General features: G+C 64.7%; 24 protein-coding genes. 15 read left to right on the top strand and 9 right to left on the bottom strand.

The annotated features are described in order from the left end of the window. Positions 1-224 precede the first annotated feature (224 nt). The 7 genes from dksA (at position 225) to kynU (ending at position 5,793) form a co-directional block, all read left to right on the top strand. A complete protein-coding gene (dksA, locus tag N6L26_RS10075) occupies positions 225-680 on the top strand; it encodes an RNA polymerase-binding protein DksA (RefSeq protein WP_263605449.1) in 456 nt (151 codons plus the stop codon). Positions 681-793: 113 nt separating this feature from the next. Next, positions 794-1,168: a PilZ domain-containing protein gene (locus tag N6L26_RS10070; RefSeq protein ID WP_263605448.1), complete on the top strand. Its 375-nt coding sequence runs from the start codon at positions 794-796 to the stop codon at positions 1,166-1,168. Between the two features lie 44 nt (positions 1,169-1,212). Next, complete coding sequence (locus N6L26_RS10065) at positions 1,213-2,673, top strand: ABC transporter substrate-binding protein (RefSeq protein ID WP_263605447.1); 1,461 nt, start codon at positions 1,213-1,215, stop codon at positions 2,671-2,673. 6 nt (positions 2,674-2,679) lie between these two features. Continuing rightward, a complete protein-coding gene (locus N6L26_RS10060; protein ID WP_263605446.1) occupies positions 2,680-3,096 on the top strand; it encodes a DUF4112 domain-containing protein in 417 nt (138 codons plus the stop codon). A 36-nt stretch (positions 3,097-3,132) separates the two neighbouring features. After that, a complete protein-coding gene (locus N6L26_RS10055; RefSeq protein ID WP_263605445.1) occupies positions 3,133-3,924 on the top strand; it encodes a tryptophan 2,3-dioxygenase in 792 nt (263 codons plus the stop codon). Beyond that, on the top strand, positions 3,921-4,571 hold the full coding sequence (kynB, locus tag N6L26_RS10050) for an arylformamidase (protein WP_263605444.1): 651 nt from the start codon (positions 3,921-3,923) through the stop codon (positions 4,569-4,571). The genes N6L26_RS10055 and kynB overlap by 4 nt, the downstream gene beginning before the upstream one ends. Then, positions 4,564-5,793, top strand: a complete 1,230-nt coding sequence (kynU, locus tag N6L26_RS10045) for a kynureninase (RefSeq protein ID WP_263605443.1) — start codon at positions 4,564-4,566, stop codon at positions 5,791-5,793. The genes kynB and kynU overlap by 8 nt, the downstream gene beginning before the upstream one ends. 465 nt (positions 5,794-6,258) lie before the next feature. Here kynU and N6L26_RS10040 read toward each other — a convergent pair whose 3' ends face one another. Continuing rightward, positions 6,259-6,867, bottom strand: coding sequence for an HNH endonuclease (locus N6L26_RS10040; protein ID WP_263605442.1), 609 nt, complete (start codon positions 6,865-6,867; stop codon positions 6,259-6,261). A 126-nt stretch (positions 6,868-6,993) separates the two neighbouring features. Here N6L26_RS10040 and gluQRS point away from each other — a divergent pair, with 126 nt between their 5' ends. From gluQRS to N6L26_RS10015, 5 genes are all read left to right on the top strand, one after another. After that, positions 6,994-7,824, top strand: coding sequence for a tRNA glutamyl-Q(34) synthetase GluQRS (gene gluQRS, locus N6L26_RS10035; protein WP_263605441.1), 831 nt, complete (start codon positions 6,994-6,996; stop codon positions 7,822-7,824). 12 nt (positions 7,825-7,836) lie between these two features. Continuing rightward, the gene (locus N6L26_RS10030; RefSeq protein ID WP_253520528.1) at positions 7,837-8,067 is read left to right on the top strand and encodes an HIG1 domain-containing protein; all 231 of its coding nucleotides are present in this window, start codon (positions 7,837-7,839) and stop codon (positions 8,065-8,067) included. A gap of 19 nt (positions 8,068-8,086) precedes the next feature. Continuing rightward, positions 8,087-8,665, top strand: a complete 579-nt coding sequence (locus tag N6L26_RS10025) for a cob(I)yrinic acid a,c-diamide adenosyltransferase (protein ID WP_263605440.1) — start codon at positions 8,087-8,089, stop codon at positions 8,663-8,665. Positions 8,666-8,732: 67 nt separating this feature from the next. Next, entirely contained in the window at positions 8,733-9,605 is an 873-nt protein-coding gene (locus tag N6L26_RS10020) for a 3-hydroxyacyl-CoA dehydrogenase NAD-binding domain-containing protein (protein ID WP_263605439.1), read from the top strand. Between the two features lie 218 nt (positions 9,606-9,823). Then, positions 9,824-10,162 (top strand): hypothetical protein, encoded by a 339-nt coding sequence (locus N6L26_RS10015; protein ID WP_263605438.1) that lies wholly within the window; start codon positions 9,824-9,826, stop codon positions 10,160-10,162. Here the strand turns inward: N6L26_RS10015 and N6L26_RS10010 are convergent. Genes N6L26_RS10010 through mutS form a run of 3 tightly spaced genes read right to left on the bottom strand, consistent with a single transcriptional unit; the run spans position 10,159 to position 13,662 of the window. Continuing rightward, positions 10,159-10,569 (bottom strand): YidH family protein, encoded by a 411-nt coding sequence (locus N6L26_RS10010; RefSeq protein WP_263605437.1) that lies wholly within the window; start codon positions 10,567-10,569, stop codon positions 10,159-10,161. The genes N6L26_RS10015 and N6L26_RS10010 overlap by 4 nt on opposite strands. Before the next feature lie 37 nt (positions 10,570-10,606). Then, positions 10,607-11,011, bottom strand: coding sequence for a hypothetical protein (locus N6L26_RS10005; RefSeq protein WP_263605436.1), 405 nt, complete (start codon positions 11,009-11,011; stop codon positions 10,607-10,609). A 26-nt stretch (positions 11,012-11,037) separates the two neighbouring features. Further along, positions 11,038-13,662, bottom strand: coding sequence for a DNA mismatch repair protein MutS (gene mutS, locus N6L26_RS10000; protein ID WP_263605435.1), 2,625 nt, complete (start codon positions 13,660-13,662; stop codon positions 11,038-11,040). Positions 13,663-13,775: 113 nt separating this feature from the next. Here mutS and N6L26_RS09995 point away from each other — a divergent pair, with 113 nt between their 5' ends. After that, on the top strand, positions 13,776-16,037 hold the full coding sequence (locus tag N6L26_RS09995; protein WP_263605434.1) for an NADP-dependent malic enzyme: 2,262 nt from the start codon (positions 13,776-13,778) through the stop codon (positions 16,035-16,037). A gap of 99 nt (positions 16,038-16,136) precedes the next feature. Here N6L26_RS09995 and N6L26_RS09990 read toward each other — a convergent pair whose 3' ends face one another. Beyond that, a complete protein-coding gene (locus tag N6L26_RS09990; RefSeq protein WP_263605433.1) occupies positions 16,137-16,811 on the bottom strand; it encodes an SDR family NAD(P)-dependent oxidoreductase in 675 nt (224 codons plus the stop codon). Between the two features lie 199 nt (positions 16,812-17,010). Between N6L26_RS09990 and N6L26_RS09985 the strand changes: the two genes are divergently transcribed. Then, positions 17,011-17,616 carry an outer membrane protein gene (locus N6L26_RS09985; protein WP_263605432.1) on the top strand — a complete coding sequence of 202 codons (606 nt, stop codon included), beginning with the start codon at positions 17,011-17,013 and terminating at the stop codon, positions 17,614-17,616. Between the two features lie 60 nt (positions 17,617-17,676). Here N6L26_RS09985 and trmB read toward each other — a convergent pair whose 3' ends face one another. Continuing rightward, positions 17,677-18,378 (bottom strand): tRNA (guanine(46)-N(7))-methyltransferase TrmB, encoded by a 702-nt coding sequence (gene trmB / locus N6L26_RS09980; protein ID WP_263605431.1) that lies wholly within the window; start codon positions 18,376-18,378, stop codon positions 17,677-17,679. A 19-nt stretch (positions 18,379-18,397) separates the two neighbouring features. Next, positions 18,398-19,162, bottom strand: a complete 765-nt coding sequence (locus tag N6L26_RS09975; protein ID WP_263605430.1) for a sulfite exporter TauE/SafE family protein — start codon at positions 19,160-19,162, stop codon at positions 18,398-18,400. A gap of 129 nt (positions 19,163-19,291) precedes the next feature. Between N6L26_RS09975 and N6L26_RS09970 the strand changes: the two genes are divergently transcribed. Next, entirely contained in the window at positions 19,292-20,506 is a 1,215-nt protein-coding gene (locus tag N6L26_RS09970) for a mechanosensitive ion channel family protein (RefSeq protein ID WP_263605429.1), read from the top strand. 116 nt (positions 20,507-20,622) lie between these two features. Here N6L26_RS09970 and ctrA read toward each other — a convergent pair whose 3' ends face one another. Together ctrA and rpoN are read right to left on the bottom strand one after the other, a co-directional pair. Beyond that, positions 20,623-21,318 (bottom strand): response regulator transcription factor CtrA, encoded by a 696-nt coding sequence (gene ctrA, locus N6L26_RS09965; protein WP_142787809.1) that lies wholly within the window; start codon positions 21,316-21,318, stop codon positions 20,623-20,625. A 142-nt stretch (positions 21,319-21,460) separates the two neighbouring features. Further along, on the bottom strand, positions 21,461-22,906 hold the full coding sequence (gene rpoN, locus N6L26_RS09960; protein ID WP_263605428.1) for an RNA polymerase factor sigma-54: 1,446 nt from the start codon (positions 22,904-22,906) through the stop codon (positions 21,461-21,463). Positions 22,907-22,929: the final 23 nt, after the last annotated feature.

Genomic DNA, 22,929 nt, shown 5'->3' with positions numbered 1-22,929 from the left:
TAAACGGTTAATGGGGCATTCGATTTCTTAACTGGTCCCCCAATAAAGCCGCACCCGCCATGTCCGGAGGGCAATTCAACGGCTCGTCGGATTGGCGCTTGTGCCTCCGGTAGCGCTTGCCTATAGGCCGCGCCCAACGGGTCATCGGGGGCACCGGAAAACTTCGGGCCGACAGGACGACGATGGCCTGACGTCAGTATTCGACTGTGGTGAGAGGGTCCTCAATGGCCTCCGTGGCAAACGAAAAGAAAAAACTTGCCGAAGCGCGCGCTGCGCTTGGCGATTCCTACGTTCCCGACGAAAACGAAGAATATATGAACAGGCAGCAGCAGGATTACTTCCGCATGCTGCTGCTCGACTGGAAAAAGTCGATCCATGACGCCGCCGGGCAGACGCTGCAGTCGCTGCAGGATGGCCCGATCCGCGAACCCGACCTCAACGACCGTGCTTCATCCGAAACCGATTGGGGGATCGAGCTGCGGACGCGCGACCGGCAGCGCAAGCTGATCTCGAAGATCGATTCCGCGCTACGCCGTATCGAGCAGGGCGAGTATGGCTGGTGCGAAGTGACCGGCGATCCGATCGGCCTCAAGCGGCTGATTGCCCGCCCCGTCGCCACCATGACCGTCGAAGCCCAGGAAGCGCACGAGCGCCGCGAGAAGATCTCGCGCGACGACTAGACGACTAGGCGTAAGATAACCGAATGTTTATGTCTCGTCGCTAGTGTAGTATCGGTCCAGCAATCGTCCGGGCCCCGGGCCCGAGCAACGCATGTAGGGATACGATAAACGCCATGTCCTCGGTCGAGACTCGCAATGTTTCGCGTGATAGTCTGCTCCTGTTCGCCCAGCTGACCTTCGAAGGTCGCTCGGAAGCGATCCGGGTCAAGGTGCGCAATCTGTCGGCCGGCGGGATGATGGCTGAAGAAAGCGGTGTCACAGCCTCGCGCGGCGACCGGCTGATGATCGAACTGCGCAATATCGGCATGGTCAAGGGCAGCGTCGCCTGGGCGCAGGGCAACCGCTTCGGCGTGGCTTTCGAAAACGAGATCGATCCCAAGATCGTACGCGCCCCCGTCGGTTCCACGGTGCCAGCGCCGCGCTATACCCATCCGACAACCCAGCCGACCACATTCTCCGACGAAGAACGTCGTCTCCGCAAACTCTGAATTGTTCGGCTGACGCCGGGCGCGGGGGCTGCTAACCGGCTTTAATGCGCTCGTGGCTCCTCGCCTTCCTGTCTGCTTCGCTGGCTGCGTGCAACGCGGGCACCGATGACGGTATCGTCGATGTCGCGTTTATTGCCGAGCCGGGGGAACTGGCCGCGGAAGGCGTCCGGCTAAGCCCCGCTGGCCAGCATGTCCGGGCCGCGGTTTCAACCGGCCTAGTGCGGCTCGACCCGCGCGGCGAAGTGGTCCCCGGCGTGGCCGAACGCTGGATCGTGACCGATGGCGGCGCGAGCTATATCTTCCGCATCAAAGAATTCGACCTGCCCGGCGGCTCACGCCTGACCGCGCAGGCGGTCCGCGATGCGCTCCAGCGTCGCATGCGCCAATTGCAGGGCACTTCGCTCGGCCTCGACCTCGCCAAGGTCCGCGATATCCGCGCGATGACCGGGCGAGTGATCGAAATTCGCCTGACCAGCCTGATGCCCGATTTCCTCCAGGTGCTCGCGCAACCCGAACTCGGGATCGCTTTCGGCGAGCAGAGCGTGGGTCTCATGACGCAGAGTGTACAGGACGATGGGCTGCTGCTGTCCCCCTTGCGACCCGAATTGCGCGGACTTCCCGAACAGCCGGGCTGGGACGAAATCGTGCGCACCGTGCGGGTGCGCTCGGCGAGCGCGCAAGCCGCGACCGATGGGTTCGCGGAGGGCCGGTTCGACGTCGTGCTCGGCGGGCGGGTGGCGACACTGCCGCTGGCCAGCACCGGCCCGCTGTCACGCGGCAATGTGCGGCTCGACGCGGCGGTCGGCCTGTTCGGTCTGGATGTCCGCCGCGCGGCGGGCTTCCTCGGCACGATCGGTACCCGCGAGGCATTGGCCATGGCGATCGACCGCGAAGGCCTGATGCAGCCGTTCAACATCGGCGGCTGGATCGCCTCGACCCGGATTGTGCCGACTATCCTGTCAACTCCGGCGGAATCGCGCAGCGAGCGCTGGGCAGCGCTCTCGCTCGAGCAACGCCGGACCGACGCCCGCCAGCGAGTTGCGCAATGGCGCGCGGGCAGCGGCCAGGAACCGCAGGTCAGCCTGTTCCTGCCGGCAGGACCCGGGTCCGACCTCCTGTTCGAAGGGTTGGCGGAGGATTTCGCCGCGATCGGTGTCTCGGCTACCCGCGCCGATACTCTCGATACAGCCGATCTTACGCTGCGGGACCGCGTGGCGCGCTATGCCTCGCCGCGCTGGTTCCTCAACCAGTTCAACTGTACCGTCAGCCGCCGGCAATGCAGCGAGGATGCCGACTATCTCGTCACGCTCGCGCTCGATGCGCGCGATGGCGGGGAGGAAGCTTCATACCTCTACGAAGCCGAAGCCACCTTGCTGGGGACCAATCTCTATATCCCGCTTGGCGCGCCGATCCGTTGGTCGCTGGTCCGCGCGGATATCGAGGCCTTTACCGAGAACCCGTGGAGTATTCATCCCTTGTTCCCCCTTTCCCGCGCACCCATCTAGGGCATCATGGACAATCCGAACCGCCCGCGCCCGATGGGGCTGGACCTCCCGACCGGCACCGATCCGGTATCGATCCGCAAACGGATCGAGGCGATGGAGCATCTGCTCGAACGCAGCCTGGTGGTCCCCGGAACGAAATATCCCATCGGTCTCGACACGATCATCGGCTTCATCCCGGTAGCCGGCGATATCATCACCGCCGCGCTGGCCGGCTATATCGTCTGGGAAGCGAAGAACCTCGGCCTGCCGCGCTGGAAGCTCTGGCGCATGATCGGCAATATCGCGATCGACAGCACCGTGGGCAGCGTTCCGCTTATCGGCGATGCCTTCGACGTCGTCTATCGCTCGAACACCAAGAACCTGCGCATCGTGAAAAAACACCTCGACACGCACCACCCGCATACGCAGGTGATCGAGGGGTAGTTTCATCGGTGACTGATGCGCGCTAGGGCAGCCCGCATGGCATCCAACGTCACCTATTCCAGCTATCTCGATCTCGACCGCATTCTGGCGGCGCAGCATCCGACCTCGGATGCGCATGACGAGATGCTGTTCATCATCGTCCACCAGGCCAGCGAGCTATGGCTCAAACTGTGCCTCCACGAATTGTCCGAAGCGCGCGAGTGTATCTGCGAGGATCGCTTGCGGCCTTCATTCAAGATGCTCGCCCGCGTGGCGCGGGCGCAGGGGCAGTTGATCCAGAGCTGGGACGTGCTCAGCACGATGACCCCGCATGATTATTCGACCATCCGCCCGCATCTGGGCGGGTCGAGCGGGTTCCAGAGCGCGCAATACCGGATGATGGAATTCCTCCTCGGCGGGCGCAATCCGGACATGATCACCATGCATGAGGCGACACCCGAGGTGGCCGACGGCCTGCGCGCTGAACTCACACGTAAATCGATCTATGCCGAAGCGATCGCGCTGCTCGCGCGGCGCGGCTTCGCCATTCCCGAGGATGTGCTTTCGCGCGATCACGCCAGTCCGTGGGAACACGCACCCGCGGTCGAGGCGGCTTGGGCGGAGATCTACCGCGACCCGAAGGAATATTGGGACCTTTACGAACTGGCCGAGAAGCTGGTCGATCTGGAATACCATTTCCAGCGTTGGCGCTTCGGTCATCTCAAGACGGTCGAGCGGATCATCGGCTTCAAGAAAGGCACCGGCGGCACCCCCGGCGTTCCCTATCTCGCCAGCGTGCTCAAGGCCGCCTTCTTCCCCGAGCTTCTCAGCGTGAGGACTGCGATATGAGCAGTTGGGAAAGCGCGCGCCGGATCTGGGATATTTCGCAGACGCTGCGCCCCGGCCTGCCCGTCTGGCCGGGTGACACCGCCTTCGCCTTCGACCGGACATGGAAGATGGAGGACGGCTCGCCGGTCAATGTCGGGCGGATGACGATGAGCACGCATTCGGGCACGCATGGCGATGCGCCGCTGCATTATTCGGCAACCGCGCCCGATATCGCGAATGTCGCGCTCGATCCCTATATCGGCGAGTGCCTGGTGGTCGATGCCACGCGCGTCGGCGGCGGTAGGATTTCGGTCGGCGATCTTCCGCATATCGACAGCGCCGACCGCGTGCTGTTCCGGACCTTCGAACGCTTTCCGCATGGCGAATGGAACAGCAGCTTCACCGCCATCGATGCCGAAGCGATCGAATGGCTGGCATTGCAGGGCGTCAAACTCGTCGGCACCGATGCGCCCAGCGTCGATCCGCAGGACAGCAAGACGATGGATGCGCATAAGGCGGTGCTCGAGCATGACATGCGTATCCTCGAAGGGCTGGTGCTCGATGACGTGCCCGAGGGGCGTTACGAACTGATCGCACTGCCACTCAAGATAGCAGGCGGCGATGCCGGTCTTACCCGTGCCATCCTGCGCGAGCTGCCCAATGACTGAGACAGGGCTCGAGCGCGCGCGGATCCTCGATGCAGGCGATCCGCTGGCCGAATTCCGCGACCGGTTCCTCGTGCCCGAAGGAGTGATCTACCTCGATGGCAACTCACTGGGGTGCCTGCCGAAAGCGACACCGCAGCGGATGGAACAGGTGGTGCGCGAGCAATGGGGGCAGGACCTTATCCGCAGCTGGAATACGGCCGGCTGGGTCGATTGGCCGGCCCGGATCGGCGCCAAGATCGCGCCGCTGATCGGCGCGCAGCCGCAGGAGGTCATTGCCTGCGATTCCACCAGCGTGAATCTGTTCAAGCTGATTGCCGCGGCGCTCAGGATGCGCGCCGGGCGCAAGGTGGTGCTGAGCGAGCCGGGCAATTTCCCGACCGATCTCTACATGATCGATGGCTTGGAAAAACAAGGGCTTGCCGAGCGGCGGCTGGCCCCGCGCGAGCGGCTGGCCGAGGCGCTGGATGACGATGTCGCGCTGCTGCTGCTGACCCATGCGCATTACAAGACCGGCGAACTGTTCGACATGGCCGAACTGACCCGCGCCGCGCATGAGGCGGGGGCGCTGGTGCTGTGGGACCTGTCGCATTCGGGCGGTGCGCTGCCCGTCGATCTGGGCGGATGCGCGGCCGATTTCGCGGTGGGATGCGGCTATAAATATCTCAACGGCGGGCCCGGCGCGCCTGCCTACGCCTTCGTGGCCGAACGGCACCTAGGCGAGACACAGCAGCCGCTGACCGGCTGGTTCGGACACACAGCGCCCTTCGCGTTCAGCGACGATTACCAACCCGCGCCGGGGATCGAAAAGCTGCTCTGCGGTACGCCCCCGATCCTCGGGCTGGCAGCGCTCGAAGTGGGCGTCGACCTCATCGCGGAGATCGGTGTCGACCAGCTGTACGCCAAGTCGCAGGCGCTCTCCGAATTCTTCCGCCAGTGCCTGTCGGAACGCGGCGTCGCGCTCGATCTCGTCAGCCCCGCCGATCCCGCACAGCGCGGCAGCCAGCTCTCTTTCCGCCACCGGGAAGCCTACGCGATCTGCCAGGCGCTCATCGCGCGCGGCGTGATCGGCGACTTCCGCGATCCCGATATCCTGCGGTTCGGCTTCGCCCCCGCCTATCTGCGGTTCGAGGACATCGCCGAAGCCGCGCGGCACCTTGGCGAGGTGGTCGAAACAGGCGAATGGCAGCGCGCAGAATTCCGCGAGCGGGCAGCCGTGACCTGAACCGAGCCGCGGTTGTAAATCATTGTTTAGCATCCGAAGCTAAGCGGAGCCCATGACTCAAGTCTGTCTCAATTGCGGTGCGCCGAGATACAGCCTTTTCGACCCCTGTATCGATTGCGGACTGCGGCCGACGCACCCATCCCTTCGGAAAGGGGAGGGCAAGGAAGCTTATGATCGCGATCAGGGTCGCCACATCTACGCAAATCTAATTGCTGCGCGTTCGAACTCGGCGGAAGCAAGGCGAGGGGACTTGATGACCAAGTTTCGCTCGGTTTATTCTTGGAGTGGTCGACGTTACAAAGATCCAGGAATTAGAATTACGGATGTCGACGCATACGAGGACTCTAAACCAATTTGGCAACGGAAGAGTCTGCGGGTCATTTTTTGGTTGCTTGCGCTTGTAGCGATAGAGAAATTCCTGAGCTGAAACGCCAAAAGATGTAAGATTGACCTAGATGGACTATCTCACGCCTCCAGTTCGATGTCCCAGTAGAGCCAGTCGCGCCAGGTTTTGTGGAGGTAGTTGGGCGGAAACTGCTTGCCGTGCTGTTGCAGCTGCCAGTGCGTCGGGCGGATCGGCTCGTTGTAAAGCTGCATCCCCGCCTGCTTCGGCGTGCGCCCGCCCTTCTTCATGTTGCAGGGCGCGCAGGCGGTGGCGATGTTTTCCCATGTCGTCTTGCCGCCCAGCCGGCGCGGGACGACGTGGTCGAAGGTCAGATTGTGCATCGCGCCGCAGAACTGGCAGCTGAAGCGGTCGCGCAGGAACAGGTTGAAGCGGGTGAACGCGGGAAATTCGCTCGGCTTCACATATTGCTTGAGCGCGATCACGCTGGGGATTTTCATGTCGAGCGAAGGCGAATGGACCTCGCGGTCATAGGTCTCGATCACGTCGACCCGGTCGAGGAAGATCGCCTTGATCGCGGTCTGCCACGGCCACAGGCTCAGCGGGTAATAGGACAGCGGCGTGTAATCGGCATTGAGGACGAGCGAAGGGCACGACTGCAGATTACGCGTCGGATCTTCGTCGGTACTGCGGAACCTTGCGGCCCGTTCAAGCAGTTCGGCCCTGAACACCTGTGCGTTCCTCCCTGATGCAGTAGAAAATGCACTTGCAAGGAAAAGCGTCAAGCCTGTTACAGACAGGCTGTCCACAAACTTATCCGCAACCGGCGCTATTCCGCGCTCTCCTTTCCAGAACGTATGACCGTCACCCGCTTTGCCCCCAGTCCAAACGGCCCGCTGCATCTGGGTCATGCCTATTCGGCAGTGGTCGCGCATGACCTCGCGCGGCAGGCGGGGGGACGGTTCCTGCTGCGGATCGAGGATATCGACGGCCCGCGGTCGCGGCCCGAACTGGCCGATGCGTTTCGCCGCGATCTCGCGTGGCTGGGGCTCGAATGGGAGGAAGTGCCCGCGCAATCGACCCGGCTCGCGGCCTATGCCGCCGCCGCGCAGGATCTGCTTGCGCGCGGCTACCTCTATCGCTGTACCTGCACGCGCGCCGAGATCGAGGCGCTCGCACCGCAGATGGGGTCGCAGGGCGTGGTCTATCCCGGTACGTGCAAGACCCGTCCGCCCGATCCGGACAGACCCGCGGCGCTGCGGCTCGATGTCGCGCGGGCGCTGGCCGATGTCGGCGCGCTGACATGGGAGGATGCGCTGGCCGGCCCGCAGACCGCCGATCCGCGCGAGGCGGGCGATGTGGTGATCGTGCGCAAGGATGCCCCCGCGAGCTATCACCTTGCCGCGACGCTCGACGATGCAGCCGACGGGGTGACGCTGGTGGCGCGCGGAATGGACCTGTTCGCGGCAACGCCGATCCACCGTCTGCTGCAGGCGCTGCTCGGCCTGCCGGTGCCGCGCTGGCACCATCACGGCTTGCTGGTGGACGATAGCGGGCAGAAGCTCGCCAAGCGGCGCGGGTCGCCATCGCTGGCCGATCGGCGGGAGGCGGGCGAGGACGGACTGTTGCTTGCAGAGCAACTGCGCTTGCACAGTTTTCCGGCTGGCATTTCGCTCGCGAGCGCCTAAGTCCGTTGGGCTATGAACACATTCCTCATCATTCTCCTCGTCATCCTGATGGTTCTCGTGGTCGCCTCGCTCATCCGCGGGATCGTCGCCTTCATGAAAAGCACCAAGATCGATCTGGAAAGTGGTGAGCAGACCGATGCCACCGACATGCAGCTGATGCAGAACAAGATGATGTTCGCCCGCATCAAGTACCAAGCACTGGCAGTAGTGGTGGTCGCCGTGATCCTCGCCATCGCGAACTGAGCCGGACGGCCTCCGCAGCATGGTCAAGCTCAACAAGATCTATACCCGCACGGGTGATGACGGCACCACCGGTCTCGTCGATGGTTCGCGCCTGCCCAAGCACGATGCGCGGATGGAAGCGATCGGCGCGGTCGACGAAGCCAACAGCGCGCTTGGCCAGGCCGCAGTTGCGCTGGCCGACGGCGAATTCGCCGCACCGCTCTATCGTATCCAGAACGATTTGTTCGATCTCGGTGCGGATCTGGCGACGCCCGCGGGCGATGATGGCGATTTCGCGCCTTCGGAAATGGTGCTGCGGATCGTCGCGGGACAGGTCGCATGGCTCGAAAGTGCAATCGACGATGCGAATGCCCGGCTCGAACCGCTGACCAGCTTCGTCCTTCCCGGTGGGAGCGAAGCCGCTGCGCGCTTGCATGTCGCCCGCGCCTCCGCCCGGCGAGCCGAGCGCGCAATGACCGCGATGGCGGCGCAAATGCCCACCAACAGCGAGGCGCTCGCCTATATCAATCGCCTGTCGGATTACCTCTTCGTGCTGGCGCGCGTTGCCAATGATGATGGGCGCGCAGACGTGAAGTGGGTGCCTGGCGCCAACCGCTGAGGCGCTAGCCAGCGCTCCGCACCTTCGCTAGTGCAGCGGCAATGCTGCAGACGCGAAGGAAATTTCGATGAACAATACGGTTGCCATCATCGGTGCGGGCCAGATGGGCTCGGGAATAGCGCAGACCGTGGCCGCGAACGGCATCGATGTGCTGCTCGCCGATGTCAGCCTGGAGGTCGCCGAGCAGGCGCACGCCGGGATCGACAAGGCGCTGGGCAAGCTGGTCGGCAAGGGCAAGATCGAGATCGCCGATGCCGAAGCCACGCTGAGGCGCATCACACCGGTCGCCGATTACGCGCCGATGCAGGACGCCAGCCTGATCATCGAGGCGGCGACCGAGAAGGAAGCGATCAAGCAGGCGATCTTCGAAAAGGCCGGGCAATACCTGTCCGCCGATGCGATCATGGCCTCGAATACCAGCTCGATCCCGATCACGCGGATGGCCAATTATGCGCCCGATCCCGCGCGCTTCATCGGGCTGCATTTCTTCAACCCGGTGCCGGTGATGAAGTTGATCGAGGTCATCCCCGGCCTTGCGACCGCGCAGACGACCACCGACCGCACCACCGCCTTTGCCGAAAGCCTGGGCAAGGAAGTCGTGCTGTCGCAGGACGAGCCGGGCTTCGTCGTCAATCGCATCCTGCTGCCGATGATCAATGAAGCGGTGTTCGTGCTGGGCCAGTCGACTGCCGGGATCGAGGATATCGACAAGGGCTGCCGCCTCGGCCTCAACCACCCGATGGGGCCGCTGCAACTGGCCGATTTCGTCGGGCTCGACACCTGCCTCGACATCATCATGGTGCTCTACAAGACCACCCGCGATGCCAAGTACCGCCCCGCACCGCTGCTGGTGAAGTATGTCGAGGCCGGCTGGCTCGGCCGCAAGACGGGTCGCGGGTTCTACGATTACACGGGCGAAGAGCCGGTGCCGACGCGGTAGTTTGTGGGTGCGGTCAGGACATCCGTCCTGACCTTGCTGTTCCGTCCCACGCCCCCACCCGGCCACTCACGGCACGATATTCTATGGGTGGCCGGGTGGGGGCGTGGGCTGGTGCAGCCGCTAGCTGGCGGCGGATGCCGTTTGCGCACCCTACAAGAAACATCTCCGCAGGAACCCTGCGCCCTTGCTCTCCGTTGGTCAGGCAAAGGAGACTACGCATGACCGACAAGAAGGTAAGCAGCCAGGAGGAGCGCCAGGCCGACCTCGCGCCCGAAACGCATAACGACGAGCAGGACGATCATCGCAACCAGGCGCAGGAAGTGTCCGAGGAAGCGCAGACCCCCGAAACGGGATCGCCAACCGAAAGCAGCAAGGGCGACAACAAGAGCGACCTGATGGGCGATTCGACGCAAGACACGATCGACCACATGCGCGACATGGAAAGCTCGGGCCGGATCGACATGTCGGCCTATCGCGGCGAACCCAACCATGACGACAATGTCGACAAATACGGCAAGCCCGCCAAACCCGACGGATTGCGCGGCGACGGGACCTAGTTCGTCAGGCTGCCGTCATTGAGGATCCACAGACCCGCGGTCAGGATCAGCGCACCGGCAGCAATCGCATAAGCAAGCACACGGAAGTTCGGGGCCGATACGGCCTCGAACTTGTGTGCACTCAGCTTCGCCATCGTATGACAGGCACGGCGCTGTGCGGTAATTGCCAGCCACCCGCCCGCGAGGATGAACACCGTCGCAATCGCCTTCGCCAGCCATGGCGGATCGAATGCGCCAAAGACCGCCTTGAACCCCAGGCCGATACCGATCGCTGCGAAGGCGGTGCGCATCCACCCGGCAAAGGTGCGCTCCAGCGCCATGATATTACGGTCTTCGGCAAGATCGGTGCGCAATTCGGCCCATTCGGTCGACTTGTCGGGATAGTCGGGGGGATCGTCTTGCGCCATAGGATATCAATCGCGGATCGGCGCGCCGGTTCCGCCGTTACTCGATGATCTCGGGCGGGGCCTCCCGGCTCACTACCGCACCAGGCGGCGGGGCCGAGGCTGACGTGTCGACGGTCGGTGCGGCATCGTTGATCAGATAGCTGTCATCGAGCGGGGCGGGGGAGAGCGGTGTCGGTTCGGCGGGCCCGGAGGTTTCACTCTCGGCATACCATGCGGATAGCGACGGGTCCGGGCGCCGTGCCGGTGGCGGCGGCTCGGGGCTGGACGAAACGACCTCTGTCTCGCGCGGTTCGCCATAGTCGGCATCGCCCGGTGCGCCGTCGCCAAGCTGGCCGATCAGTCCGGGGTCGTCTTCGCCGCCCACCAGCAGCAGCACGGCGAGCAGGAAAAGGCCGACCATCGCCAGCTTTTTCAGCACTCCGGGAGGCAGTCCGTCATCCATAGCGACGCACCCTACACGCAAGCGGGTTAAGTGTCCGTTTCGCTGGCCTGTGCCTTGAGCGCGTAGAGCGTCTCGAGCGCCTCACGCGGCGAGAGCGCATCGACATCGAGCGTCTCGAGCGCAGTCCGCACCGCATCGGGTTCGTCCTCCGGCTGCTGCGCGGTCGCTGCGAACAGCGGCAGTTCGCCCAGTCCCGCGGCGAGCCCACCGGTCTGTTCGCGGCCCTTTTCGAGCTTGTCGAGCACCGTGCGCGCGCGCTTGATGACAGGGGCGGGGACACCTGCCAGCTTGGCCACCGAAAGCCCGTAGCTGCGATCCGCCGCGCCCTTGGCAAGCTCGTGCAGCAGCACCAGGTCGCCCTTCCATTCGCGTGCGCGGACATGGTGCAGGCTCAGTCTGTCGCAGGTGTCCGCGAGGCGTGAGAGCTCGTGGTAATGCGTGGCGAACAGGCAGCGGCATTGCAGGTTCTCATGGACCGCCTCGACGACTGCCCAGGCAAGCGCCATCCCGTCATAGGTCGAGGTGCCGCGCCCGACCTCGTCGAGGATCACGAAGCTGCGCGCGGTCGCCTGGCTGAGGATCGCGGCGGTCTCGACCATCTCGACCATGAAGGTCGAGCGTCCCCGTGCAAGATTGTCGGACGCGCCGACCCGGCTGAACAGACGGTCGGCCAGCCCGATACGTGCAGCGCGGGCAGGCACGAAACTGCCCGCCTGTGCCAGCAGCATGATCAGCGCATTCTGCCGCAGGAAGGTCGATTTACCGCCCATGTTGGGCCCGCCGATCAGCCACAGCCGGTCATCGGTTCCCAGCGAACAATCATTGGCGACGAAGCGCTCGCCGGCTTGCGCCAGCGCCGCCTCGACCACCGGATGCCGCCCGCCGGTGATCTCGAGACAGGGCTCGTCGAGCATTTCGGGCTGGGCCCAGTCGCCTTCGACCGCACGCTCGGCCAGCGCCGCCGATACGTCGATCCGCGCCAGCGCCGCGGCAGTCGCGGCAATCGCTTCGCGCGCGGCCACCACCTCGCCGACGAGCATTTCGAAATGCGCTTCCTCGGCCGCCAGCGCATGCGCGCCGGCTTCCGCGATGCGCGTGGCTTCCTCGTGCAGGCCGAGCGAATTGAAGCGCACCGCGCCCGCCATGGTCTGCCGGTGGGTGAAGCCGCTGTCCGCCGCCATCAACTTGTCGCCGTGCTTGGCGGGCACTTCGATGAAATAGCCGAGCACCTTGTTGTGCTTGATCTTGAGCGAGGGGGTGCCGGTATCCGCGCGATACTTCGCCTCGAGCGCGGCGATTGCCTTGCGCGCATTGCCCGAGGTTTCGCGCAGCGCGTCGAGCGCATGGTCGTAGCCGCTGGCGACATAGCCGCCCTGGCCGCGCTCGGTGGGCGGGGCGGGGACCAGCGCGCGCGAGAGATGGTCGACCAGCGCCGCATGCCCGCCCAGCGCCTCGATCATCCGTTGTAGCAGCGCGGGCAGGTCCGTGCTGTCGCTCAGCATCGCGCGTACCCGGCGCGCTTCGGACAGGCCGTCGCGGATCTGGCCGAGATCGCGCGGGCTGCCGCGCCCCGCAACCAGCCGCCCCAGCGCGCGCCCGATATCGGGTGCTTGCCGCAGCACCGCGCGCAGGTCGGCGCGCAGCAGCGGATCGGTGTGGAAATGATGGACGCTGGCCAGCCGTTGCTCGATCGCGCCGCGATCCGCGAGCGGAGCGGACAAGTCTTCGGCCAGCTGGCGCGCGCCCGCGCCGGTGGCGCAGCGATCGACGCAGGCGATCAGGCTGCCCGGGCGCCCGCCGCCCTGCGCTTCGAGAATCTCCAGGCTGGTCCGCGTCGCTGCATCCATCGCCAGATGCGCGCCCGTCCCGCGCGCGATCGGGGGCAGCAGGAAGGGCAGGGTTCCGCGTCCGGCATGGTCGAGATAGGCGATCAGACCCGCCGCCGCCGCCAGCATCGGTCGCGTAAAATCACCCAGCCCGTCGAGCGTGGCGATCCCGTGGATGGCCTTGAGCCGCGCTTCGCCATCTTCGCTGCGGAAATCGGCGCGCGGGCGGGCGATCATGTCGGCGGGGGCAGCGTCCCAGTCATCGGGTGCGACCATTTCGCTCGCGCCCATCCGTGCCAGCGCCGCGTCGAGCGCATCGGGGGTGCATTGCTCCAGCTCCATCCGCCCGGTCGAGATATCGCAGGACGCCAGCCCCACGCCGTCGCGCACCGGGGCAACCGCCACCAGCAGATTGGCGCGGCGCGGTTCGAGCAGCGCTTCCTCGGTCAGCGTGCCGGCAGTGACGAAGCGCACGATATCGCGCGCCACCAGCGATTTGGATACCGGCGTCCCGTCGCGCCGGGCGCGTTCCTTCGCTTCCTCGGGCGTCTCGGTCTGTTCGGCAATGGCGACGCGGCAGCCGCCCTTGATCAGCCGCGCGAGATAGCCTTCGGCGGCATGCACCGGCACGCCGCACATCGGCACCGGTTCCCCGGCATGTTCGCCGCGCGTGGTGAGCGCGATATCGAGCACGCCCGCGGCGACCCGCGCATCCTCGAAGAACAGTTCGAAGAAATCGCCCATGCGGTAGAACAGCAGCGCATCGCCCGCCTCGCGCTTGAGCGCGAGATATTGCTGCATCATCGGGGTGGGCGTGTCGGCCATGGCGCCGGACCTAGCGAGCGCGCTCGCGATTGGGGAGTCGCCGCGGCCCCCTTTCCCCTATGACTTCGCCGCGCGAGCGGTTAGGGGCAGGGGGCAGCGAGACGAGGACACCCATGGCCGACGAAAAATCCGCTTTCACCACGCGTGAGGCGCTGTTCTATCACGAGACTATTCGCCCCGGTAAGATCGAGATCATCGCCTCCAAGCCGATGGCGAGCCAGCGCGATCTGAGCCTGGCCTATTCGCCCGGCGTGGCTGCCCCCGTCGAAGCGATCGCCGCCAATCCGCAGGACGCCGCGCGCTACACCGCGCGCTCCAACCTCGTCGCGGTCATCTCCAACGGCACCGCCATTCTCGGCATGGGCAATCTCGGCGCGCTGGCATCGAAGCCGGTGATGGAAGGCAAGGCGGTGCTGTTCAAGCGCTTCGCCGATGTCGATTCGATCGATATCGAGCTCGATACCGAGGATCCCGACAAGTTCATCGAAGCGGTCGCGCTGATGGAGCCGAGTTTCGGCGGCATCAATCTGGAAGACATCGCCGCGCCCGAATGTTTCATCATTGAGCAGGCCCTGCGCGAGCGGATGAACATCCCCGTCATGCATGACGACCAGCACGGCACCGCGATCATCGCCGCCGCCGGGCTGATCAACGCCTGCCACCTCACCGGCCGCGACCTCAAGGACGTGCGCATGGTCGTGAACGGCGCGGGTGCAAGCGCGCTCGCCTGCACCGCGCTGATCAAGGCGATCGGCGTGCCGCACGAGAACGTGATCGTCTGCGATCGTTCGGGTCCGATCACGCCGGGCCGTGACAAGGTCGATCAGTGGAAGAGCGCGCATGCCGTGCCCACCGAAGCGACAAGTCTCGAAGAAGCGCTGGTCGGTGCCGACATTTTCCTCGGCCTGTCCGCTGCGGGCGCGCTGAAACCCGAATGGGTCGCCAAGATGGCCGACCGGCCGATCATCTTCGCCATGGCCAATCCGGTGCCCGAGATCATGCCCGAAGATGCCAAGGCGGTGCGTCCCGACGCGATCATCGCCACCGGGCGCAGCGACTATCCCAACCAGGTCAACAATGTCCTCGGTTTCCCCTTCATTTTCCGCGGCGCGCTCGATGTGCGCGCCACCGCGATCAACGAGGAAATGAAGATCGCTGCCGCGCATGCCATCGCCGAACTCGCGCGCGAACGCGTGCCCGACGAAGTCGCCGCGGCCTATGGCGTCAGCCACCAGTTCGGCGAGGAATACATCATTCCCGCACCGTTCGATCCGCGGCTGATGGAGGTCGTTTCCAGCGCGGTTGCGCAGGCGGCGATGGACAGCGGCGTCGCGGAAGCCCCGATCGAGGATTTCGGCGCCTATCGCCTCTCGCTCAAGGCACGGCTCAATCCGACCACCGCGGCGCTGACCAATATCTACGAACAGGCCAAGGCCAATCCCAAGCGCGTGGTCTTCGCCGAGGCGGAGGAGGATGTCGCGCTGCGCGCGGCGATCCAGTTCCGCGATTTCGGCTATGGCGAACCGATCCTCGTCGGTCGCACCGAGAAAGTGCTCGAGAAGCTGAGCGAATTGGGCGTGGACGATCCCGACGACTGGATTATCGAAAATTCGGCATTGTCGGACAAGGTCCCGGCGATGAACGACTATCTCTACAAGCGCCTCCAGCGCCGCGGCTACACGCAGCGCGACGTCCAGCGGATGGTCAATCAGGAACGCAACGTTTTCGCCGCGCTGCTCGTCGCGCTCGACCATGGCGATGCGATGATCACCGGGCTGACGCGGACCTATGCGCAGACTGCGCGCGAAGTGGCGCGGGTGATCGATCCCAAGCCCGGCGCGACGCCCTTCGGCATCCACATGATGATCGGCAAGAACCAGACCACCTTCCTCGCCGACACCACGATCAACGAACGCCCCAGCGCCGCCGAGCTGGCGCATATCGCCAAGGAAACCGCCGCGGTCGCCCGCCGCATGGGCCACGAACCGCGCGTCGCCTTCCTGTCCTATTCGACCTTCGGCAACCCCTCGGGCCAGTGGCTGGGCAATCTGCGCGATGCTGTCGCGCTGCTCGACGCGGACGACGCGGTAGACTTCGAATATGAAGGCGAAATGGCACCCGATGCCGCGCTCAACCGCAAGGTGATGGAACTCTATCCGTTCAGCCGCCTGTCGGGGCCCGCGAACGTGCTGATCATGCCCGGGCTGCAATCGGCCAATCTGTCGGCCAAGCTGCTGCGCGAGCTGGGCGGCGAGACGATGGTCGGCCCGATGATGATCGGCAGCGAGAAGCCGGTCCAGATCGCCCCGATGACCGCGATCGCGCCCGACCTGCTGACGCTCGCAGTGCTGGCCAGCGCGGGTATCGTGGGGTGAGACAGGCCGCACCGGCCCGCCTGTGTCGCGGGCCGGTGGCTACCGCCGGGTTCGCCGTGGGCGCCGGACGTCTGGCCTGATGCCGCCCGGTGCCTTCAATCAGAAAGGCAGCGTCTTGCCGCTATAGTCGAGGTAGCGGAATCCGCTGTCGGGCCCTGCGCCCTCGATCACGTCGGCGATCCCTTTGACGCTTTCCGTCACTGTCAGCGTGGCTTGCGGGCCGCCCATTTCGGTTTGCACCCAGCCCGGATGAAGCGCGAGCACGCCGATCCCGCGCGGTTCGGCCAGCTGCACCGCAATGCCCTTGGCCAGCATGTTCAGCGCCGCCTTGCTCGTGCGGTATAGCTCGAAGCCGCCGGAACTGTTGGCGATCGAACCCAGCTGCGAGGACATGACGGCCAGCGTGCCGCCATCCTTCACCGTCGGCAGCAGCGTTTTGGCCGCGCGGGCTGGACCAAAGGCATTGGTCATCATGATCTCGGCAACGTCCTCGGTGGTCGCCTGCATGGCGTCCTGGTGGCGCGCCCCGCCGATCCCCGCATTGATGATGATCGTGTCGAGCTCGCCCGCGCCAAGGCCGAGGTCGGCATAGCTGCCGGGTTCGGTCACGTCGCAGGTTACGATACGCAGCGCATCGCATTCCAGCGCGTGCAAGCCGTCGCCATGCGAACGCTCGCTTGCCACCACGCGCCATTTGCGCGCCAAGAACTCCTCGACGAGGCCAAGCCCGATCCCGCGCGATGCCCCGAGAATGAATACCGTCCTGTCTGCCATGTCTTGCTCTCCGCCGGCCCTTGTGCCTTTCGCGGCAGGCTAGCTCGCCTTTGGGCGGCTTGGCAAAACCCTTGGTCGAAAATTGGCGTCGTCCATCGCCGCGCTGTGCCGGATCGTCGCGCGGTTCATCCGGGCGCAAGCGCGGTATCTGCAAGCGGCCTGACTGTGCATCCCCCCAACGCACGCGAAAGGAATCGAGATGAAAAAGACAATCGCAACGCTCGCCATCGCCGCCGGCATGCTGGCCGTCCCTGCCATGGCGCAGGCCCAGAACACCGCCCCGGGCGGGTTCTATGTCGGCGCACTGGCCGGCTATGAAGGACTCAATGTCGATTCGGGCGACGGCAGCGTCAGCGCCGATGCCGATTCGGCGGTTTACGGCGTTACTGCCGGCTACGACCTCTCGCTTGGTAGCGCCTTCGTCGGCGTTGAGGGCGAACTGTCCACCAGCGGCGGTTCGACCGAATTCCCCGACAGCTTCGGCGGTGCCCGTGACGGGCTCGATGCCGATGGCCAGTATTACATCGGCGCCCGCGCCGGTTTCGCGGTGACCCCGGGGATCGCGGCTTATGGCAAGGTTGGCTATACCGCGCTCGACACCAAGGCCTTCACCAGCGCCGGATCGCTCGACGATCTGGAAGAGAATGCCAGCGGGCTGCGGTTCGGCGGCGGGCTGCAGATCCAGCTGCCCGGACCGCTCGAAGGACGCGTCGAATACCGCCGCTCGCAATATGACGACATCGCCGGCGATTTCGGCGATGCGACGACCGACCAGGTCGTGGCCGGGCTCGGCCTGCGTTTCTGATCTCGAGTTTGTGCCAACCGGCATGATGGAGGGCCGTCCGGGCGACCGGGCGGCCTTCTGCTATTTACGGCGGAAGCGGAAATACCAGACTTCGTGGTTATAGACCGTGCGCGCCTTGTGCTCGTAGCGCGTTTCGGGCCACCCAGAGGGACGATTTTGCCAGCTCGCCGGGCTGTCGGCGACCCACTCGAATTCGTCGGTAAACCGGCGCATCACCATCAGTGCGTGGCGCAGATAGACGGCGTGATCGGTGCCGAAGCGAAACTCGCCGCCGGGCTTCAGCTTGTCGGCGATCATCCGCACCGGCCCGTCGTTTATCATTCGCCGCTTGGCGTGCTTGTTCTTGGGCCAGGGGTCGGGGTGGAGCAGATAGGCCATGGTCAGCGCGCCATCGGGTATGCGGCGCAGCACATCCAGCGCGTCGCCATGCTGGATGCGGACATTGGCCAGCGTCCGGTCACGCACATGGGTGAGCGCCTGCGCCACGCCGTTGACGAAGGGCTCGGCACCGATGAAGCCGTGGTCGGGCAGCATGTCGGCGCGTTCGGCCATATGCTCGCCGCCGCCGAAGCCGATTTCGAAATGCAGTGGACGATCGAAGCCGAACAGGCTCTCGGCTGTCACCGGGCCTTCCGCGGACACCGCGATCTGCGGCAGCAATTTGTCGACCAGCTCCTGCTGCGACGCGCGCAGCGGCTTGCCCTGGCTACGGCCGTACAGCCGGTTGAGGGTAGTGGGGTCGCCTTCTTTAAACGCGCTCATGGCGCGGGCGCCTACAAGCCTACCCCCACGCCGTCCAGATGCCGTAGGCGCTGGTCACGCTCAGCGCGATGCCGACAAGGACCAGCATCAGCTTGGGGCTGAAATGCTTGGCTGCCATAGCGCCGAAGGGCGCCGCGGCGATCCCCCCGATGATCAGCCCCAGCGTCGCCCCCGCGATATGCGAGATGCCGAGATGGTAGATGAAGCTCGCAGAAATGCTCAGTGTGAGGAAAAACTCGACCGAATTGACCGTGCCCACGACCTTGCGCGGTTCGGCCCCCTGGACCAGCAAATTGGACGTCACCACCGGGCCCCAGCCGCCGCCACCCGCCGCATCGAGGAAGCCGCCGACCAGCCCCAGCGGTGCGACATGCTTCGCCTGCCGCAGCTTGGGCGGATACAGCAGGCCGCGGATCAGCAGCCACACGCCGATCCCGGCAAGATAGATCAGCACGAACGGCTTGATCGTATCACCGTCGATCGAGGTGATCAGATAGGTGCCCAGCAGCCCCCCGACCACGCCGGGAACCAGCAGTCGGAAGAACAGCCGTTTGTCGATATTGCCGTGCAGCAGATGGCTGATGCCCGACGTCGCGGTGGTGAAGCACTCGACCAGATGCACACGCTGCGAGGCGAGCGCGGGCGGCACGCCAAGCAGGCCGACCATCAGCGTATTGGTGATGACTCCAAAGGCCATCCCCAGTGCGCCGTCGACCATTTGTGCTGCAAAACCGATCAGGATGAATGGGGCGATGGGCCCCAGATCGAAACCGAACACCTCCATTGCGGGGGCGGGCCTTTCGCTGTTGATACCAGCGGCATCTACAGCGACTCGCGAAACCGCGCGAGATAGAAAATCTCTGCCGGTCTCGGGGGTTGAAGCGGGCTCCCGCCTGCGGCTAGGCAGCGCGCCATGGACGGACTTCTCGACCGCTATGCCGGCCTCGCACTGTGGCTCCAGTCATTGATCGCCCTCGCCGGGCTGGTGGTGGTGGCGTTGACGGTGAACTGGCTGATCAAACGGGTGCTGCTGCGCGCGGCGGCGCCCTATCTCGACCGGCGCACCGATACCGTCGATCGCGCGGTGGCCTGGCTCGCCACGGTGATCCCGCTGCTCGTGATGTCGCGCGGGATCGATCTGGTCCCCAATTTGCCCCCCGAACTGGTGACCATCACGGTCAATGTCGTGCGCGCGCTGATCGTGCTGTCGGTGGCGATGGCGATCAGCGGGGCGCTCGATTACGCCAACGAGCTTTATGCGCGCCGCCCCGAAGCGCGTAGCCGCCCGATCAAGGGGTATATCCAGGTGGTCAAGATCGCGATGTTCTGCGGCGCCGCGATCCTGATGATCGCGGTGTTGATCGAACAGTCGCCGCTGCTGCTGCTGTCGGGACTGGGCGCGATGGCGGCGGTCCTGCTGCTGGTGTTCAAGGACACCATCCTCAGCCTTGTCGCCAGTGTCCAGCTGACCAGCAACGACATGCTGCGCGTGGGCGACTGGATCGAAATGCCGAGCATGGATGCCGATGGCGATGTCATCGATATCGCGCTGCACACGGTGAAGGTGCAGAATTTCGACAAGACCATCACCACCATCCCGACGCACAAGCTGATCGCCGACAGCTTCCGCAACTGGCGCGGGATGAGCGACAGCGGCGGCCGGCGGATCAAGCGGGCGCTGGTGCTCGACCAGAACTCGATCCGGTTCCTGGGCGAAGACGAGGTCGCGGGGTTCAAGCGGTTCCGCCTGCTCGAGAAGTATCTGGCGCGCAAACAGGACGAGATCGCCGAATGGAACCGCCATGAACTGGCGAGCGATTCGGATGCCATCAACGCCCGCCGGATCACCAATATCGGCACGCTGCGTGCCTATGTGATCGCCTATCTGCAAAGCCATCCGCGGATTGCGGATAAGGGCTTCACGCTGATGGTGCGCCAGCTGCCGCCCAGCCCGCAGGGCCTGCCGCTCGAAATCTATTGCTTTGCGGACACGATCGAGTGGGCGGAATACGAGGCGATCCAGGCCGATATCTTCGACCATATGCTGGCGATCCTGCCCGAATTCGGCCTGCGCGTTTACCAGCAGCCGAGCGGGCTTGATTTGCAGGTTCTGGCCACACCGGCGTGACGCGCAGCGACCCGATCGTGACCGCTGATTTATCTGCCTGGTCTGCCCCGCATAAGCGAAACGCCCGGTAGCCGAAGCTCCGGGCGTCGCTTGCTATCCCGTCCCGGGCAGCTGGATTAGGCCGCTTCGGCCTCTTCGTTCGGGTCGCGCAGCACATAGCCGCGGCCCCAGACGGTCTCGATGTAATTCTCGCCGCCGCAGGCATGGCTGAGCTTCTTGCGCAGCTTGCAGATGAAAACGTCGATGATCTTGAGTTCGGGTTCGTCCATCCCGCCATAGAGATGGTTGAGGAACATTTCCTTCGTCAGCGTGGTGCCCTTGCGCAAGCTGAGCAGCTCGAGCATCGCATATTCCTTGCCGGTCAGGTGGACGCGGGCGCCATCGACTTCGACGGTCTTGGCGTCGAGGTTCACCGCCAGCTTGCCGGTGCGGATGATCGACTGGCTGTGGCCCTTCGACCGGCGCACCACGGCGTGGATGCGGGCGACCAGTTCTTCACGGTGGAAGGGCTTGGTCACGTAATCGTCGGCGCCAAAGCCGAAGCTGCGGATCTTGCTATCCATTTCGGCAATGCCCGAGAGGATCAGGACCGGGGTCTGCACCTTGGCGACGCGCAGCTTCTTGAGCACGTCGTAGCCATGCATGTCGGGCAGGTTCAGGTCGAGCAGGATGATATCGTAATCATACAGCTTCCCCAGATCCAGGCCTTCCTCGCCGAGGTCGGTCGAGTAGACATTGAAGCCTTCGGTCGTGAGCATGAGCTCGATCGCCTTGGCGGTTGTCGGCTCGTCTTCGATCAGCAGTACACGCATGGGAACTCCCCTGTTGGCCCCTAGTGTCTCGCGGTAACTCCCCGGTAAGGGGGGTTGCCTTGTATTAACCACACAACATCTGAATGGAAAAGGTTAACGCGAGGTAAAAGACGTTAACTTTTTCTGCAAGGATCGTGGAAAATCAAATCGCTGCGAGCTTTTTCTGCCGCCGCCGCTGCGCACTCGAGCCGATCCCGATGGCCTCGCGATACTTGGCCACGGTGCGCCGCGCGAGGTCGAAGCCCTCTTCATTGAGCAGGTCGGCGAGCTTCTGGTCGGACAGGACCTTCTTGGGATCCTCGGCGTCGCACAGCGTCCTGATATGTGCCTTGATCGCTTCGGAGGAGGCGCCTTCGCCATCGGCCGCCGAGACACCGCTGGAGAAGAAATACTTCAGTTCGAAGGTGCCGCGCGGGCAGGCGAGATATTTGTTGCTGGTGACGCGGCTGACGGTGCTTTCGTGCATCTCGATCTGTTCGGCGACCTCGCGCAGCGTCAACGGGCGCATGGCGGTCACCCCTTCGCGGAAGAAGCCTTCCTGCTTCTTGACGATTTCGGCGGCGGTTTTGAGGATCGTCTTCTGCCGCTGGTCGAGCGCGCGGATCAGCCAGTCGGCCTCGCCCAATTGTTCGTTGAGCCAGCTGTGCGAAGATTTGTCGCGCGCGCCCGTCTTGAGCTCGAGATAATAGTCGCGATTGACCACCAGCCGCGGCAGGCTCGCTTCATTGAGGCGGATATCCCAGCCATCCGCGCTCGGTGCGATCAGCACATCGGGCACGATGGCGGATTCGGCAGTGCCACCGAACGCCAGCCCCGGCTTGGGGTCGTAGCCGCGCAATTCGCCGAGCATGTCGGCGAAATCCTCGTCATCGACCTCGCACATACGCTTGAGCCGCGCGATATCGCCGGTCACGACCAGGTCGAGATTGTCGATCAGCCGCGCCATGCAGGGATCGTAGCGATCGGCTTCCTGCGCCTGCAGCACGAGGCACTCGGCGAGGCTGCGCGCGCCCACGCCGGTCGGGTCGAGCGATTGGACGGTGGCCAGCGCGCGCTCGGCCTCGGCCAGCGGGACGCCCATTTCCTCGGCAATCAACCGCAGCTCGCCGAGCAGATATCCCGCCTCGTCGAGATCGCCGATGATGCGCTGCGCGACCAGCGCTTCGCGATTGTCATGCGCCACCGCGCCGACCTGGTCGGACAAATGCTCGGCCAGCGTCGGCCCATTGGCGGAGCGGTTTTCGAGATCGGGCAGTTCGGCGCTGCCACTGCCGATATCGGCGCGGCTCCAGTCGCCCATGTCGCCCGGCGCGGCTTCGGGGTCGATCGCATGGTCCGCAATATCGAGCGCATTGTCGCCATCGAAATCGGGCGCGCTGTCATGTTCCTGCGGTTCGGGGGCGGTATCCTCGCCCGCTTCGCGCTGGACCTCGCCCATTTCCAGCAGGGGATTGGATTCGAGTGCGTCGGCGACGAAGGTCTCGATTTCCAGATTGGACAGCGCCAGCAGTTTGATCGCCTGCTGCAACTGCGGCGTCATCACCAGCGACTGGGTTTGCCGCAGATCGAGGCGCGGACCCAGCGCCATGCGTTACGTTCCGGGTTCCGTGT

It is taken from the genome of Qipengyuania sp. SS22 (genome assembly GCF_025736935.1).
Classification (GTDB): domain Bacteria; phylum Pseudomonadota; class Alphaproteobacteria; order Sphingomonadales; family Sphingomonadaceae; genus Qipengyuania.
Note: the sequence above shows the minus strand (reverse complement) of the source record. Positions and strands in the feature narration are given on the sequence as shown.